The following is a 15,203-nucleotide window of genomic DNA, read 5'->3' on the forward strand; positions in this document are numbered from 1 at the left end:
ATTCCTGTTACCGCTCGACTTGCATGTGTTAAGCCTGCCGCCAGCGTTCAATCTGAGCCATGATCAAACTCTTCAGTTTAAAAAGCTTGCTCAAACTCATGAATCACGTCTGACTTTAACTATATTCCTCAATCCGAAGATCAAAGAACGTAAAGCGAATTGACATGGTCACTTGCTTAAGACTTCAAAGTTTTTGAGAAGTCTCCAGCGAGCGCCCACACAAATTATCTGATTATCTATTTTAAAGAGCGTCTGACTCGTTGTGCGCTTCGTTGTTGTGAAGCGTTGTCCGTGTCAGTGGGTGCGTATAATACCCATCAGAATTTTCAGCGCAAGCACTTTTTGAAATATTTTAAGAAAAACGGCATCTTTTTTAGAAAACACACTAAACTGATCGTTTATCAACCAAAATCAAGCATATACAGATCAATAAATAGACAACTTCTCTTTAAAACCAACCTCTATGAAGGTTGCTAGACCTCCAACCCCACTCTCTCCCCTTACTAAGGAGAGGGAACAGGAAATATCGCAGCACTGCAAAACTAAGTCTTCCCCTTTATCAGAGGGAGAGACCTAAAGAACTAACCAAGATCTACCTGAAGCTTACGTACTATCTCAATACTTTGTGGCGTTATGTCTGTTTGGTAAGCCAACACCTCAACACCCTGCTGCACGACTTCTTTAATCGCCGCGGTGTATTTTGGGTCAATATGCTCGGCAGGCTTAACCGATTGAATGCCCGTATGGGAAACACAAAACATTAAAACAGCTCGATGACCTTGCGCCACCATCTCAGCCAACTCATAAAGATGTTTACGTCCACGGTCAGTGACCGCATCGGGGAAATAGCCTTGACCATCTTCTTCGAACAAGGTGACGTTTTTCACTTCCACATAACACAGTGGCTTAGCTTCATCACTTAACAGCCAATCAATACGACTCCCCGTACCGTATTTCACCTCAGCCTTTTTGTTCGCGTATCCAACTAACTCGGCAATAGCATTCTGTTCAATCGCCTCACCTATGACCTTGTTGGGCAAACCAGTATTGATACAAGCAAGATACTGTTGATCAACTTCAACAATTTCCCATGTATAGGCTAGCTTACGCTTTGGATTATCACTTTTTGACACCCACACACGAGCATTATCTTGCTGACAACGTCGCATAGACCCCGTATTTGGGCAATGGGCCGTAACCACCTCACCATTTAATAACTCAATATCCGCAAGGAAGCGCTTATAACGCTTGATTAAACGCCCTTCAATCAACTCAGGAAACTGCATGAAAACTCCAGATACAAAAACGGCCCTCATAAATGAGAGCCGTTAAAAAATCAGCTGTTAGATTAACAATGATGTTAGCTTAACACATCCACAATATCCCAAGAGATTTGAAAATCTGCGATGCCTACAATTTCTAGGGACGCCAGACCATTGAAATCCACGGTCAGTGTTTGTGTTACTGAGTCGTAAGCAAGCTCCGATACATACTGCGCTAATTCATCCACATCACTTAGGCCAAAGCCAGTATCGAAGACAATCTTATCGCCTTCCTCCACATTAAAGTCTTTAACTGTCGACTCGGTTAAATCGCGCATAATAAAGGAGTCCGCACCACTGCCACCTTCACTCTCAACGAAATCAGACATTAAAATCCAATCATCATTGTCAGAACCCAGCACGCCCAGTGATCCCGTTAGGACAAAATCGGATCCGGTTGCACCTTCATTTAATGAGTATTCACTCGAAATCTTCTCGTAAACCCCATCGTTATCCGCATCCGAGTAGATGCTAATCTCGACACCATAGTCTTCCACTTCCGTTTCATACAGCAACCCATCAATAAAGACGTAAGTGGAATCATCCTCGGTTTCATTTTCTAACGAGCCATCATCCTCGTATTCATAAAGCGCGACAAAATTCCCCAGCTCGTCAAAGGTAATGCTGTAACCCCCTTCGTTTTCATCATCCATATCATGATGACTGTCCTCAGAATCATGATCGGAGTCGTCATAAGAATCATACGAGTCATCATAGGCGTCATCGTACGAATCATCATCTGACTCGTCTTCATACTCATGCTCATCGTATTCGCTTTCAAGATCTTCTAATTCGTCTGACATCATCGACCTCCTTAGGCAGCAGATAGTTTTTATCATTCACGCTTATGTAAGAAACCATCCAGAAATTAACAACACCTTAAGAAAGCAAACAGCGCTAGCTATGGACTCATTCTGAATACTTCATTTTAGCACAGCATACACATATTAAATGTGTGGTTAATAGGCGCCTTGCTCGACAAAAACCTAGGAGGCAATAAAAAGGCGGTGTAGATTGCTCTACACCGCCTTTTTCAAAACATTCGATAACCGATAACGATTATTCCCACTCGATCGTAGCTGGTGGCTTAGACGATACGTCGTAAGTCACGCGAGAAATGTGTTCGATTTCGTTGATGATTCGACCAGACACTTTCTCTAGTAGCTCGTATGGTAGGTGAGCCCAACGTGCTGTCATGAAGTCGATGGTTTCTACGGCACGTAGCGCAACCACGTATTCGTAACGACGACCGTCACCTACTACACCTACTGATTTAACTGGTAGGAATACCGCGAATGCTTGGCTTGTTTTTTCGTACCAGCCAGCGTTGCGTAGTTCTTCGATGAAGATAGCATCGGCGCGACGTAAGATGTCGGCATAATCTTTCTTCACTTCACCAAGGATACGTACACCTAGACCTGGTCCTGGGAATGGGTGACGGTAAACCATGTCGTATGGTAGACCTAGCTCTAGACCCAGTTTACGTACTTCGTCTTTGAACAACTCACGAAGAGGCTCAACCAGTTGCATCTTCATGTCTTCTGGCAGACCGCCCACGTTGTGGTGAGACTTGATGACGTGTGCTTTACCCGTCTTAGACGCAGCAGATTCGATCACGTCTGGGTAGATAGTACCTTGTGCAAGGAACTCTACTTCCGTTAGTTTCGCGGCTTCTTCGTCGAATACTTCGATAAAAGTGTTACCGATGATCTTACGTTTCTTCTCAGGATCCGCTTCACCGTTTAGCTTACCTAGGAATAGATCTTCAGCATCGACACGGATAACGTTAACGCCCATGTTCTCTTTGAACATCGCCATTACTTGATCACCTTCGTTTAGACGAAGTAGACCGTTATCAACGAATACACAGGTAAGCTGTGAACCAATCGCTTTGTGCAGTAGCGCCGCTACAACTGAAGAATCCACACCACCAGAAAGTGCTAGCAGAACTTTCTTGTCGCCCACTTGCTCTTTCATACGCTCAATTGCGTCTTGGGCAATGTTTGCTGGTGTCCACAATGTTTCACAGCCACAGATATCAACGATGAAACGAGACAGGATACGACCGCCTTGTTTGGTGTGCGTTACTTCTGGGTGGAATTGCACACCGTAGAATTTCTTCGCTTCGTTCGCCATCGCAGCAATTGGACAGCTTTCAGTTGACGCCATTAGAGCAAAGCCTTCTGGCATATCAATTACTTTGTCGCCGTGGCTCATCCACACGTCTAGTAGAGCAACACCATTGTTCGCTACGTGGTCTTCGATACCATCTAGCAAAGAGTAGCTACCGTGTGTGCGGATTTGCGCGTAACCAAATTCACGTAATTCAGATCCTTGAACTTTACCGCCCATTTGCTCGGCCATGGTTTGCATGCCGTAACAGATACCTAGAACAGGTACACCTAATGTGAACACAGCTTCAGGAGCGCGTGGAGATCCTTCTTCCGTTACAGACTCAGGACCACCCGCTAGGATGATACCTTTAGGATCAAAATCTAGGATTTCCTGATCTTCCATGTCAAAGGCACGAACTTCACAGAAAACACCAATCTCACGAACACGACGCGCGATCAGCTGCGTGTACTGAGAACCAAAATCAAGAATAAGAATTTTATGAGCGTGGATATCTTGCGACATTTTTAGCTAGTCCTTCGCTCCTACCCAGTAAGAGCTATTCAAAAAAAAAAGAAGATGGGGCGCAGAACGCCCCATCTTGGTTTTTAATCTATCAGCGCTTATACGTGATAGTTTGGCGCTTCTTTAGTGATCGTCACGTCATGTACGTGGCTTTCACGCATACCAGCACCGGTAATTTGTGAGAATTGCGTTTTCGTACGCATAGTCTCGATATCTGCTGAGCCAGTGTAACCCATTGAAGAGCGAACACCACCCATCAATTGGTGAACTACAACAGCCATTGGGCCTTTCGATGGTACGCGACCCTCGATACCTTCTGGTACCAGCTTCTCAACACCGCTGCTTGCGTCTTGGAAGTAACGGTCAGAAGAACCTTCCGACTGAGACATGGCACCTAGAGAGCCCATACCACGGTACGCTTTGAATGAACGACCTTGGAACAATACTACTTCACCAGGAGCTTCATCAGTACCCGCTAGTAGACCACCAACCATGATCACACTTGCACCCGCTGCTAGCGCTTTCGCGATGTCACCAGAGAAACGTACACCACCGTCAGCGATCACTGGAACGCCACGCTCGTTCATTGCTGCAGCAACATTTGCTACCGCACTGATCTGAGGTACGCCTACACCAGCAATGATACGAGTGGTACAGATAGAGCCCGGGCCGATACCCACTTTAACGCCATCAGCACCAGCATCTGCTAGGGCAATCGCTGCTTCCGCTGTCGCAATGTTACCGCCGATAACTTGTACTTTAGGGAAGTTTTCTTTCACCCAACGTACGCGATCGATAACACCTTTCGAGTGACCATGTGCCGTATCAACAACGATCACATCTACGCCCGCTTCCGCTAGTGCTGTAACACGATCAGCTGTATCTGCGCCTGTACCAACAGCTGCGCCTACTCGTAGGCTGCCGTTCTCATCTTTACATGCTAGAGGGAAAGTTTGTGCTTTGTTGATGTCGGTTACTGTCACCATGCCACGCAGTTCGAACTGCTCGTTCACCACTAGTACTTTCTCAATGCGGTGTTCGTGTAGCAATTTACGGATCGAGCCGCTTGAAGCGCCTTCAAGCACCGTTACTAGACGCTCTTTTGGCGTCATGATGTCTGCAACAGTCTTGTCTAGATCTTTGATGAAACGAACATCACGGCTGGTTACGATACCAACAAGGTCTTTGCCTTCTACCACAGGTACACCAGAGATGTTGTTTGCCGCTGTTACTTCCATCAACTCGCGAACCGTTGCGCTTGGGTTGATTGTAACAGGGTCCTGAACGATGCCACTTTCGAATTTTTTCACACGGCGAACTTCAGCCGCTTGTTGCTCAATCGTCAGGTTTTTGTGGATAATGCCGATGCCGCCTTCTTGCGCCAACGCAATTGCCATGCGGTGTTCTGTCACCGTGTCCATGGCAGAAGAAACAAGAGGAATATTAAGTTCGATGTCCTTTGTGATACGAGTTTTTAGGCTCACGTCCTTAGGAAGAACTTCAGAATAGCCGGGGATAAGCAATACGTCATCGAACGTTAGAGCTTCTTGTGCAATTCGTAACATAATAGGGAATTTCCAATGCCAACTGGGTTTAAGATGGCAAGTAATTCTACTCCAACATTGTGAATCGGTAAATCAAAACCAAGTGAGATTGATGAAAAAATTTACAACTTTGCACAGTTCAGAACCTACTTTCACGGTCTCAGAATTGAACCGCCAGATTCAGCAATTACTTGAAGCCAGTTTGCCTTGGATTTTAGTCGAAGGGGAAATCTCAAATTTGGCCCGTCCGACCTCTGGTCACTGGTATTTTTCTCTGAAAGACGACCGAGCTCAGATCCGCTGTGCCATGTTCAAAGGCAAGAATATGGCGGTAAAGTTTCGCCCCAAAGACGGCGATCTAGTGCGTTTGCGTGCACGTGTCACCTTCTACGGCGCCAGGGGGGATTGCCAGCTGATGGTGGAATCCATGGAAGCCGCTGGCGAAGGGGCATTGCAAGCTGCCTTTGAGCGTTTGAAGAACCAACTGCAGGTGGAAGGCTTATTCGATCCCGCTCACAAAAAAGCACTGCCGAGTCGTCCTGAGCGCGTCGCCATCATCACCTCCTCAAAAGGTGCCGCGGTACGCGATATGGTAATCGCCTTTAAACGCCGCTTTCCGCTGACCGAACTGACCATCTTACCAACTCTGGTACAAGGCGAAGGCGCGGCCACTAATATTCGCCAACAACTTGAACGTGCCGACAACAGCGGTCATTTTGATGCCATCATCGTCGGACGTGGTGGTGGCTCACTTGAAGACCTCTGGAGCTTTAATGACGAAGCTCTGGCACGCGCCATTTTTAACGCACAAACACCGATCGTTTCCGCCGTCGGTCATGAAGTGGATTTCACCATTGCCGATTTTGTTGCCGATGTGCGTGCTGCGACCCCCACGGCAGCGGCGGAATTGCTCAGTCCCGATGTACGTAATCTACAACAGCAGATTACACATTTTGAACATATCTTTACACGTCGCTTTGAGCAAACGTTGCAGCAACAACAACAGCGCTTAGACTTCCTAACCCAGCGTATTCGCCACCCCAAAGAGCGTATTGAGCAGCAGCAACAGCGCCTTGATCAAAGCAAACAGCGCCTAAAAGCGGCCCTTTTGAGCCATGTACAACAAAATCAAGTGCGCACTCAGCATTTGCAACAGCGTTTAGTTCAGGCCACGCCCAGCAAAAAGATTCAAAACCACGAAGAACGTATTAACGCTCTACAACAGCGCTTGCGCCACGCATTAGGGCAAAACCTAAGCCGCAAGCAAGACCGTTTTGCCAATGTAGTGGATAAGTTAAACCTCGTCAGTCCGTTAAATATCTTATCCCGCGGCTACGCCATCGCGAGCAAAGATAAACAGGTAATTCGCTCTGTCAGTGATGTGCAGTCCGGTGACACACTTAGTGTGCGTGTAACCGATGGACAGATTGAATGTGAAGTGAAATAACGAATATTCTCCACCCCCTAAGTTATTGCTTGTCTGTTTCGCCTATCACTCGCTAAAGTGAAGCATCGTAACGGACAAGGACTCAGCTCATGACGGCAAGAGATATGCTGCTCGGACTCATCATCATTTTCGCATGGGGGTTCAATTTTGTGGTCATTCGCTGGGGCTTGGATGCCATGACCCCCATGATGCTTGGCGGCACACGATTTCTTGTTTTAGCTCTGATCGGTAGTTTCTTCTTTGCTCGGCCAAAGACGCCATTAAAATGGTGTTTTTTGTACGCATTATCTTTGAACTTCGGCCAATTTGGGCTTTTATTTAGTGCCATGATCTTTGGCATGCCCGCCGGGCTTGCGTCGCTGGTCCTGCAATCACAAGCCATTTTCACCTTACTTTTCTCGGTGTTATTACTCAAAGAAGTGGTTCGGCCTTACCAGATCGTAGCGATTGCGATTGCCTGTGGCGGCTTAACCCTCATTGGTGCGGCGGGCAAAGACACCAGTATGACCATGCTGGGTTTTGTGCTGACGTTGGCGGCAGCCTCAAGCTGGGCCATGGGCAATATCGCCAACAAGATGATTTATCAAAAAGGCTACCAAGCCGATCTAAGTCTAATCGTTTGGAGTGCCTGGCTGGCAGCGATCCCGTTCTTTATTTCAGCGTATTTTATCGATGGCCCACAGCAAATGTGGTCCAATCTCATCCACATCAATGGCTCAACACTGGCTATCCTAGGCTACCTTGCGGTGGTCGCCACCCTAGCCGGTTACGGCTTATGGAGTTTTTTGATGTCACGTTACAGAGCTGGCACCGTTGCACCGCTGTCGTTGGGCGTCCCCGTTGTCGGACTGACCTCCGCCGCTTTGGTACTGGAAGAAAGTATCAGCCCGCAACAGTGGCTCGGCATCATAGTCGTATTACTGGGGTTGATTCTGAATACTTTTGGCGGTCGCCTGCGCCACCGCCAAAAGACCATCAGTTAAGAAGGGATTATTGTTTTCGGTCCAATTTATCGCTCAAGGCTTGCACCTGTTGTTGTAATTGTGAGATCTGATCCACTAACGCTTGGTGGTGATCTTCTTGATGCTGGTGTTCTTCGGCCGCCGTTTCACGGCTCATGACTTCCAGCACCACACCGACCATCATATTTAAGAACACAAACGCGGTTAAGAAGATAAACACCACATAGTAGATCCAGCTGAGCGGGTACACCGCCATGGTTTCGTACATGACGTCGGTCCAGTCTTCAAACGTGGCAATGCGGAATAGCGTCAGCATTGAAATGGCGATGTCGCCCCATAGGGTTTCATTGATGTGCTCAAAAAAGATCGACCCCATCGCGCCAAAAATGTAGAAGATAATGAACATCAGTAAGGCGATGTAGCTCATCTTCGGAATCGCTTTGAGCAAGGCATTAATCAAAATGCGTAGATCAGGAATGATCGACACCAGACGCAGCACACGCAGCACACGTAATAAACGCGCGACCAATACCATATCGGTATTCGAGATCGGTACCAAGCTGCCAATCACGATCACGGTATCAAACAGGTTCCATGGGTCTTTGAAAAACGCGGCTTTACGTTCGTAAGCGCTGAAGCGTAAGAGGATTTCAGCGAGGAAAAAGATGGTAATCAAGGCATCTAAGTAATTAATCGCCAGCTCGACCGAATACGGCAGAGGATAGGTTTTCGCACCGACCGTCAGTGCGGCGATGATAATGATGCTGATAATAAAACTTTGGAACCAAACGCTGCGCTCAATGCGCTGCAGGGTATTAAACCAAGATTGGGAACGGGCAGTAAGCATTGCCTGATTGTACTCCTAAAGAAAGTGCTCGAAATGAGCGAGAGTACCTTCAGACAATGACGAAAGAAATACGATCCCAGAAGAAACCGCTGTGTAGCGAAATAGTTAGCTACGCTTTACACGCACCACTTTCATGACTTCCACTTCAATCCCTGCCACCGACTCTTGGGCAGGATAATAGGTAATGTTTACACGCGCACCACGCAGTGAGTGGTATTTACCTTGGCGCTTGAAGCGAAACGGCACGTCGTAGCCCTCAATAATCAAAGTATGCAGCACCCAATCTTCTTGATTACGCTGCACATGAGATTTGACTTTCATTGCGTCACTGTGGATAAGGCCAGGATGCTTGGTGATCAGGGCTTCGGGCTTGGATTTCATCGAATTCTCCTAGCGAGCGTGCGAAACATAAATAAGACAAGGCCTCATAGTATGCCACAACACCAACACCCTGTGTAAATTTTGATCAATTTTTGCTTTTTTCTGTTACATCGCTGTCATCTTTACAGATGTCTTTGAGCAGTTGCGAATGGCGTTTCGCCTCCTCTTCATCACGAAAACGAATCACCGCTTTTTGCAGCATCATGCTGTTAGGGTAGGTCACCGTGTCACCCGTTAAGCGCGTAATAATCACATGGAAGGTCGAGATTTCATGGATTTGTCCTAAGATCTCTTCGTCTTTATCCACCACCTTGACCCAATCCCCTACCCGATAGGGAAAACCAAAAAAGATTATCAAGCTGGCGGTCACGTTACTTAAGATCGACCATTGCGCAAACAGCGCCACACCAACCACAGCAAACACCGATGAAAAGAATACCGCTAACTGGCCGTAGCCGACGCCTAGCACCACGCATAATGAAAAGATAAAGACCGCCGTCAGCGCCAAATTGACCATCTTTGAGATCAAGCTGACCCGTAAATCATTCAACGAGCTACGTAAGCCCACCGATTGGATCGCGGATGAGGTTAAACGCATGGTGATGGCATAGACCAACACCAGCAACGCGACCAAGCCAATTTGCACCAAAATAGTTTTCTCCACTACAGAACGAAATACAGCGCCACGGGAATACACACCAGTGACATCAAGTTACCCAACAACACCATGGAGGCCACCTTTTGTGGCTCCTGCTGAAAAATCTCCGCTACCATGTAATTCAAGACCGCTGGCGGCAAACACGCAAATACCAGCAAATAGCCAAACCACTCTTCATTTAGACCAAACAGCCAATAGAACACAAAGGCGGCCACAACACCGCTAAGCGGACTCACCAAACCACTGATCACGCCAATACGCCACTGGCCAAAATCGACATCGGTCATACGCACACCGAGGGCAAATAACATCAATGGAATCGAGATCTGCCCCAACATATCCACGCCTGTGCCAATGGCGGGCGGCAACTGCCAACCTTGCAAGCTCCACACCACTCCCAACGCCGTGGCAATGATCATCGGCATTTTCAGCAAATTCAAAAGATTGGTTTTTGGGTTAAGCAAATACATGCCAACCGTAAAGTGCAGCAGATTCTCGGTGAGGAACATGACCACCGCAATGGGCAAGGCGGACTCACCAAATGCCAACACCATTAGTGGAATACCCAAGTTACCACTGTTGTTAAACATCATCGGCGGCACAAAGGTTTTGAATTCATAGCCCAACAGTTTAGCCATCGGCCAAGCGACCAAGCCCGAACCAAGCACCACAAACGCCGCGGCGGCGATTAACGGTTGATAGGCTTGTATTTGAAAGTCTTTCGCTGCCATCACCGAAAAAATCAAAGCCGGAATAAATACGCTCATATTAATGCGGTTGGCCACGGTCATATCGGTGGGGCGCACACGGGCGTAAAAGAAGCCAACCAAGACGATGATTAGCAGCGGAAATACGGTATTAAAAATCTGTTGGAAGAGGTCTGACGCGTCCATAGCTGATCCTTGACGATGAAGCCGTTAGAGTAGCGAGGATCATGACAAACACCAACGGGGCAGGACGAAATACTTTATTCGTGCGCGGTTTCCAAGCTAGGGCTTCTCGGCCAGTTGCGCTGGGATCAGGATAAAACGTTGACGTACCTCCTCCCCTTTCAACAGCGCCAGTCCAATCTCAACTGCTTTTTCGGCCATTAAGCGTGGCCGCTGCACCGCGGTGGCAATCCAAAGATTCGGCTGTTGAATGGTATCAATGGCAAAATTAGAACCGTCCACAGAAGCTAATACGAATTCATCACGACCGGCTTGCTGGGCCGCCATAAGAGCACCGTAGGCAGTAGGATCATTGATGGCAAACACCGCATCCAAATGCTGATATGCTTCCATCAAATAGGTCATGGCTTCCATCCCACCCTCCTGACTGCCGGTACCATTTAAGCGATCGCTGAGTAGGGTGATCTCCGGATAGCGGTGAATGGCCGATTTACAACCCGCGACGCGTTCCAATACCGATGAAACCGACACACCGTTAATGATCACAAACTGGCCTTGGTAGCCTATTGCCTGCGCCAAACGTTCGCACGCCACCACTCCGGCTTGGACATTGTCCGTGGTAATGGTGGCATCCGCGCCATGCGCGTTCACATCGACGGCAATCACCTTGATGCCTGCCCGCTGCGCTTTCGCCACCACGGGGGCAATTTTGTACTCATCGGCGGCCGTCAGGATAATCAGGTCCACTTTTTGCGCAATAAAGTCGTCCAGCTGCCGTACTTGGCGACGCAAGTCATAAGCGTCCGAACGCACTACCACTTCCACTGGCTGGCCGTCATTCAGCTCATTAGCACGCTGGATTACAGCGTCCACCAGCTCAACAAAAAAAGGATTGCCCAAGTCCGCCACGCTGATACCAATCGAGCGCAGCGGCTGGTTTAGTGCATCATTGGCCAGCGCTAAAGAAGGGACGAGGGGCCAAGATAACAGGCCAACAAACAGCCCCTGCTGAAGCATTCGGCACAGGCGTTTTAACGCCTGTGTTTGTGTTTGCACTGTCATGATTACCTCGGTCTACTTCTCACTAGGGGCCAACCTTACGCAGCCACCGTGCCTGCGTCCACTTCCATCGCCCCCGTCATAATGGCGACCGCTTCCGACATGGTGTGCGAGTCGGGGGTAATGGTCGCGGCACATTTACCCAAACGGTGCACGTGGATGCGATCCGCCACCTCAAACACATGAGGCATGTTGTGACTGATCAAGATGATAGGCAACCCACGGTCACGTACTTCTTTGATCAAGTTTAACACGCGGCGAGACTCTTTGACGCCTAGCGCCGCGGTTGGCTCGTCCATGATCACCACCTTGCTACCAAACAGTGCCGAACGGGCCACGGCCACCCCTTGACGCTGACCGCCAGAGAGTGACTCTACCGCCTGAGAAATGTTTTGAATGGTCATCAGGCCCAGTTCAATCATCTTCGCTTGCGCTCGCTCTTCCATGGCTTTTTTATCCAGCATGCGGAACACTGAGCCTAAGATGCCAGGCTTACGAATTTCACGACCAAGGAATAGGTTGTCGGCAATATTTAACGCCGGTGAGACCGCCAAATTCTGGTATACCGTCTCAATCCCCAACTCGCGGGCTTCCATCGGCGACGTGAAATGCACTGGCTTGCCATCCAGTAATATCTCGCCCTCATCTGGCACCAAGGCACCGGAGAGCGCCTTGATCAAAGAGGATTTACCGGCACCGTTATCACCAATCACGGCTAGGATTTCCCCTGGGTAGAGCGTCAAATCAGCATGATCGATGGCCGTAACACTGCCGTAGCGTTTGACCAAGCCTCGGGCTTGTAGAACAGGTTGTTGATCGTAATGTGCTGTCATTATGCTGTCCCCTTTCTGATCCACTGGTCGACGCCAACGGCGACAATAATCAAAATCCCCACGGTGAACTCTTGCCAAAGCACGTCGACACCGGCGAGCGCCAAGCCATTCCGAAACACTCCGACAACCAGCGCCCCGATTAAGGTGCCATAGATGGAGCCTCGCCCACCGAACAAACTACAGCCACCAATCACTACTGCGGTAATACTGTCTAGGTTGGTAGTGTAGCCCGCTTGCGGTGACACCGAACCGATACGGCCGATTAACACCCATGCACCAATGGCACATACCACCCCAGCTAAAACGTAAACTGATAGCAAAATACGATCGGTACGAATACCCGCCAACTTTGCCGCCGCCGGATCGTCCCCCGTGGCGTAGACATGCCGCCCCCACGCGGTCCAATTCAGGGCGTACCAAATGACAAAGAACAGCGCCAACATGAGCAAAGAGCCGTAGGTCAAGCGGGCACCAAAGAAGGAGATGGTTTCCCCCAACCACTGCAACAAGGGGGCGTTGTTGGCGATATCCTGCGAACGAATGGTTTCACTCTTTGAGTACCAAAGGTTCAAGGCAAAGAACACGTTCCAAGAGCCAAGCGTGGCGATAAAAGGTGGCAGTTTAAAGCGCGTAATCAGGGTGCCGTTGATCAACCCTGTTAACGCCCCAACCCCGATACCGATCAACAGCGCCAGCCAAGCCTCCAAACCATGGTCAATGGCCATACGCCCCATCACCACAGAAGCCAGCACCATGATGGCTCCGACCGATAAGTCGATCCCAGCGGTGAGAATGATTAAGGTCTGCGCCACACCGATCACCCCAATGATGGTGACCTGCTGCAGCACAAGAGATAGGTTAAATGGATGTAAGAAGCGGTCTCCAACCAACAAGCTGAAGCCAATAATGGCAAGAACCAGCACGATGGTTGGCGCTGCGACCGGGTACTTATGAAGAAATTTCTGAAAGCGTGTTAGCGCACTGTCTTTACTCTCGAAATTCGCTACATAACTACCACTGCCAGCCTGATCAGCAATTTTATCGTGATCTAACACCGGTGCAGACGGTTTTGGGTTAGCAGAACTCATAAGGATCTCTCCAAGCAGAAAAACCACCGCTGGCGGCATCAGCCAGCGGTGTTAGGCAGATTCGCCTAAAACGAAGAAACAACGGCTAACGTGTTAGCCCCAGCACATGGCAAGGCCAGTTTCTGAAGTCACCGAGTTGACGCCTGTCGCCGGTTCATCGGTAATCAACTGCACGCCTGTGTCGAAGAAATCTAGGCCGTCAGAGGCCGTCGGGCGAGTTCCCGTCTTGGCGAACTCAACGATCGCGCTAACGCCTTCAGAAGCCATTTTGAGAGGGAATTGCATAGAAGTGGCGCCGATCACACCGTCTTGGATGTTACGCACACCCGGACAGCCACCGTCGACTGAGACAATCAGTACATCTTTTTCCATGCCGAAGGATTTGAGGGCTTCATACGCTCCCGCGGCAGCAGGTTCGTTAATGGTGTAGACCAAGTTCACACCGGGGTCTTTTTGTAGCAGGTTTTCCATGGCACGACGACCGCCCTCTTCCGAGCCTTGGGTCACATCGTTGCCGACAATACGCGGATCGCTCTCATCGCCCATTTGATTTGGGTCGTTTAGATCAATGCCGAAGCCTTGCAAGAAACCTTGGTTACGGGCCACATCTACCGTGATCTGGCTGGTGCTTAAATCCAGCAGTGCGATTTTGGCCTCGTCTGCTTGGTCACCCATTTTTGCTTTGGCCCACATACCGATCATTTCACCGGCTTTAAAGTTATCTGTGGCAAAAGTCATATCCGCGGCACTGGCTGGCGATAGCGGTGTATCCAACGCAATCACCAACAGACCTGCATCACGCGCTTTTTGAATGGTTGGCACAATCCCCGCGGTATCACTCGGGGTAATCAAAATACCTTTTGCACCTGAGGCAATTAGGTTTTCAACCGCTTGTACTTGGGTTTCATTATCGCCGTCGTAGCGGCCAGCAAAGGTACGTAGCTCAACCCCTAATTCAGCGGCTTTTTCCTGAGCGCCTTCTTTCATTTTGACGAAGAACGGGTTGGTGTTGGTCTTAGTGATCAGACCTATGATAGGAGTTTCCGCCATCGCAGCGGTGGACAATGCGCCGGCAGCAACAAGACAAGCTAGTTTACGGTAGTGAAATTTCATGAGAACGACTCCAATATTGTTTTTATTCTCGGCTTATGCCGTCGAAACAGTCAGTCACCGCTGTTTCTCATGAAAATATCGACTATGAAAACTAACGAAAAATTTCAGCAATTAAGGATGCCCTGAAATATTTGTAATATTTCAGGGGTAAAAGCGAAGAACCCTCTGTAACTCATTGATAGTAAATGGCTTAGAAAGAATGACGTCGTCTTTAGTTAAACCGTAACTTTCTGTTAATTCCTGCACAGGCAGCCCTGACATCAGTAAAACCTGCCCAGTCCAAGCGCTATTTTGTTTCGGGTAAGCGGATTAAATGGTTGATCTTACCTTTGCATGAGAGTGAGACAGACCGGCATCTCATCGGATTATCTGGTTGATGCTTCACCTACTGCTGGTGCATGTTTCCTTCGCTAATTCCAGCA

General features: G+C 48.8%; 14 protein-coding genes and 1 rRNA gene. 2 read left to right on the forward strand and 13 right to left on the reverse strand.

Features of this window, described 5'->3' with window-relative positions; translation table 11 throughout:
* The 5 genes from MAQ5080_RS16750 to guaB form a co-directional block, all read right to left on the reverse strand.
* Positions 1-79, reverse strand: a 16S ribosomal RNA gene (locus MAQ5080_RS16750); the annotation flags it as partial.
* Between the two features lie 502 nt (positions 80-581).
* Complete coding sequence (gene sfsA, locus MAQ5080_RS16755; protein ID WP_067213131.1) at positions 582-1,286, reverse strand: DNA/RNA nuclease SfsA; 705 nt, start codon at positions 1,284-1,286, stop codon at positions 582-584.
* Positions 1,287-1,360: 74 nt separating this feature from the next.
* Positions 1,361-2,128 carry a hypothetical protein gene (locus MAQ5080_RS16760; protein ID WP_197498825.1) on the reverse strand — a complete coding sequence of 256 codons (768 nt, stop codon included), beginning with the start codon at positions 2,126-2,128 and terminating at the stop codon, positions 1,361-1,363.
* A gap of 253 nt (positions 2,129-2,381) precedes the next feature.
* On the reverse strand, positions 2,382-3,959 hold the full coding sequence (guaA, locus tag MAQ5080_RS16765; protein ID WP_067213125.1) for a glutamine-hydrolyzing GMP synthase: 1,578 nt from the start codon (positions 3,957-3,959) through the stop codon (positions 2,382-2,384).
* 98 nt (positions 3,960-4,057) lie between these two features.
* The gene (gene guaB, locus MAQ5080_RS16770) at positions 4,058-5,524 is read right to left on the reverse strand and encodes an IMP dehydrogenase (RefSeq protein WP_067213122.1); all 1,467 of its coding nucleotides are present in this window, start codon (positions 5,522-5,524) and stop codon (positions 4,058-4,060) included.
* Between the two features lie 91 nt (positions 5,525-5,615).
* On the opposite strand from guaB, the gene xseA reads away from it, so the two are divergent.
* Positions 5,616-6,950, forward strand: coding sequence for an exodeoxyribonuclease VII large subunit (gene xseA / locus MAQ5080_RS16775; RefSeq protein ID WP_067213119.1), 1,335 nt, complete (start codon positions 5,616-5,618; stop codon positions 6,948-6,950).
* An 89-nt stretch (positions 6,951-7,039) separates the two neighbouring features.
* A complete protein-coding gene (locus MAQ5080_RS16780; RefSeq protein WP_067213116.1) occupies positions 7,040-7,933 on the forward strand; it encodes an EamA family transporter in 894 nt (297 codons plus the stop codon).
* Between the two features lie 7 nt (positions 7,934-7,940).
* On the opposite strand, the gene MAQ5080_RS16785 is transcribed toward MAQ5080_RS16780, so the two are convergent.
* The 8 genes from MAQ5080_RS16785 to MAQ5080_RS16820 form a co-directional block, all read right to left on the reverse strand.
* Positions 7,941-8,759 carry an ion transporter gene (locus MAQ5080_RS16785; protein ID WP_067213112.1) on the reverse strand — a complete coding sequence of 273 codons (819 nt, stop codon included), beginning with the start codon at positions 8,757-8,759 and terminating at the stop codon, positions 7,941-7,943.
* A gap of 105 nt (positions 8,760-8,864) precedes the next feature.
* Positions 8,865-9,140, reverse strand: coding sequence for a hypothetical protein (locus tag MAQ5080_RS16790; protein ID WP_067213109.1), 276 nt, complete (start codon positions 9,138-9,140; stop codon positions 8,865-8,867).
* A gap of 85 nt (positions 9,141-9,225) precedes the next feature.
* Positions 9,226-9,837, reverse strand: coding sequence for a mechanosensitive ion channel family protein (locus tag MAQ5080_RS16795; RefSeq protein WP_231915738.1), 612 nt, complete (start codon positions 9,835-9,837; stop codon positions 9,226-9,228).
* Positions 9,804-10,691, reverse strand: coding sequence for an AEC family transporter (locus MAQ5080_RS16800; RefSeq protein ID WP_067213103.1), 888 nt, complete (start codon positions 10,689-10,691; stop codon positions 9,804-9,806). Before MAQ5080_RS16800 ends, MAQ5080_RS16795 begins: the two co-directional genes overlap by 34 nt.
* A 96-nt stretch (positions 10,692-10,787) precedes the next feature.
* Positions 10,788-11,750 (reverse strand): substrate-binding domain-containing protein, encoded by a 963-nt coding sequence (locus tag MAQ5080_RS16805; RefSeq protein WP_082861162.1) that lies wholly within the window; start codon positions 11,748-11,750, stop codon positions 10,788-10,790.
* 35 nt (positions 11,751-11,785) lie between these two features.
* Complete coding sequence (locus MAQ5080_RS16810; protein WP_067213101.1) at positions 11,786-12,580, reverse strand: ATP-binding cassette domain-containing protein; 795 nt, start codon at positions 12,578-12,580, stop codon at positions 11,786-11,788.
* Positions 12,580-13,668, reverse strand: coding sequence for an ABC transporter permease (locus MAQ5080_RS16815; RefSeq protein WP_067213099.1), 1,089 nt, complete (start codon positions 13,666-13,668; stop codon positions 12,580-12,582). Before MAQ5080_RS16815 ends, MAQ5080_RS16810 begins: the two co-directional genes overlap by 1 nt.
* A 93-nt stretch (positions 13,669-13,761) precedes the next feature.
* Entirely contained in the window at positions 13,762-14,781 is a 1,020-nt protein-coding gene (locus MAQ5080_RS16820) for a sugar ABC transporter substrate-binding protein (RefSeq protein WP_067213097.1), read from the reverse strand.
* Between the last annotated feature and the right edge of the window lie 422 nt (positions 14,782-15,203).

Source organism: Marinomonas aquimarina (assembly GCF_900089755.1).
Classification (GTDB): Bacteria; Pseudomonadota; Gammaproteobacteria; order Pseudomonadales; family Marinomonadaceae; genus Marinomonas; species Marinomonas aquimarina.

Coding starts and splice junctions, on each gene's coding strand:
- sfsA (WP_067213131.1), bottom strand. CDS start 1,286: ATGCAGTTTCCTGAGTTGATTGAAGGGCGTTTAATCAAGCGTTATAAG.
- MAQ5080_RS16800 (WP_067213103.1), bottom strand. CDS start 10,691: ATGGACGCGTCAGACCTCTTCCAACAGATTTTTAATACCGTATTTCCG.
- MAQ5080_RS16810 (WP_067213101.1), bottom strand. CDS start 12,580: ATGACAGCACATTACGATCAACAACCTGTTCTACAAGCCCGAGGCTTG.
- MAQ5080_RS16785 (WP_067213112.1), bottom strand. CDS start 8,759: ATGCTTACTGCCCGTTCCCAATCTTGGTTTAATACCCTGCAGCGCATT.
- MAQ5080_RS16780 (WP_067213116.1), top strand. CDS start 7,040: ATGACGGCAAGAGATATGCTGCTCGGACTCATCATCATTTTCGCATGG.
- guaA (WP_067213125.1), bottom strand. CDS start 3,959: ATGTCGCAAGATATCCACGCTCATAAAATTCTTATTCTTGATTTTGGT.
- MAQ5080_RS16760 (WP_197498825.1), bottom strand. CDS start 2,128: ATGATGTCAGACGAATTAGAAGATCTTGAAAGCGAATACGATGAGCAT.
- xseA (WP_067213119.1), top strand. CDS start 5,616: ATGAAAAAATTTACAACTTTGCACAGTTCAGAACCTACTTTCACGGTC.
- MAQ5080_RS16815 (WP_067213099.1), bottom strand. CDS start 13,668: ATGAGTTCTGCTAACCCAAAACCGTCTGCACCGGTGTTAGATCACGAT.
- MAQ5080_RS16820 (WP_067213097.1), bottom strand. CDS start 14,781: ATGAAATTTCACTACCGTAAACTAGCTTGTCTTGTTGCTGCCGGCGCA.
- guaB (WP_067213122.1), bottom strand. CDS start 5,524: ATGTTACGAATTGCACAAGAAGCTCTAACGTTCGATGACGTATTGCTT.
- MAQ5080_RS16790 (WP_067213109.1), bottom strand. CDS start 9,140: ATGAAATCCAAGCCCGAAGCCCTGATCACCAAGCATCCTGGCCTTATC.
- MAQ5080_RS16805 (WP_082861162.1), bottom strand. CDS start 11,750: ATGACAGTGCAAACACAAACACAGGCGTTAAAACGCCTGTGCCGAATG.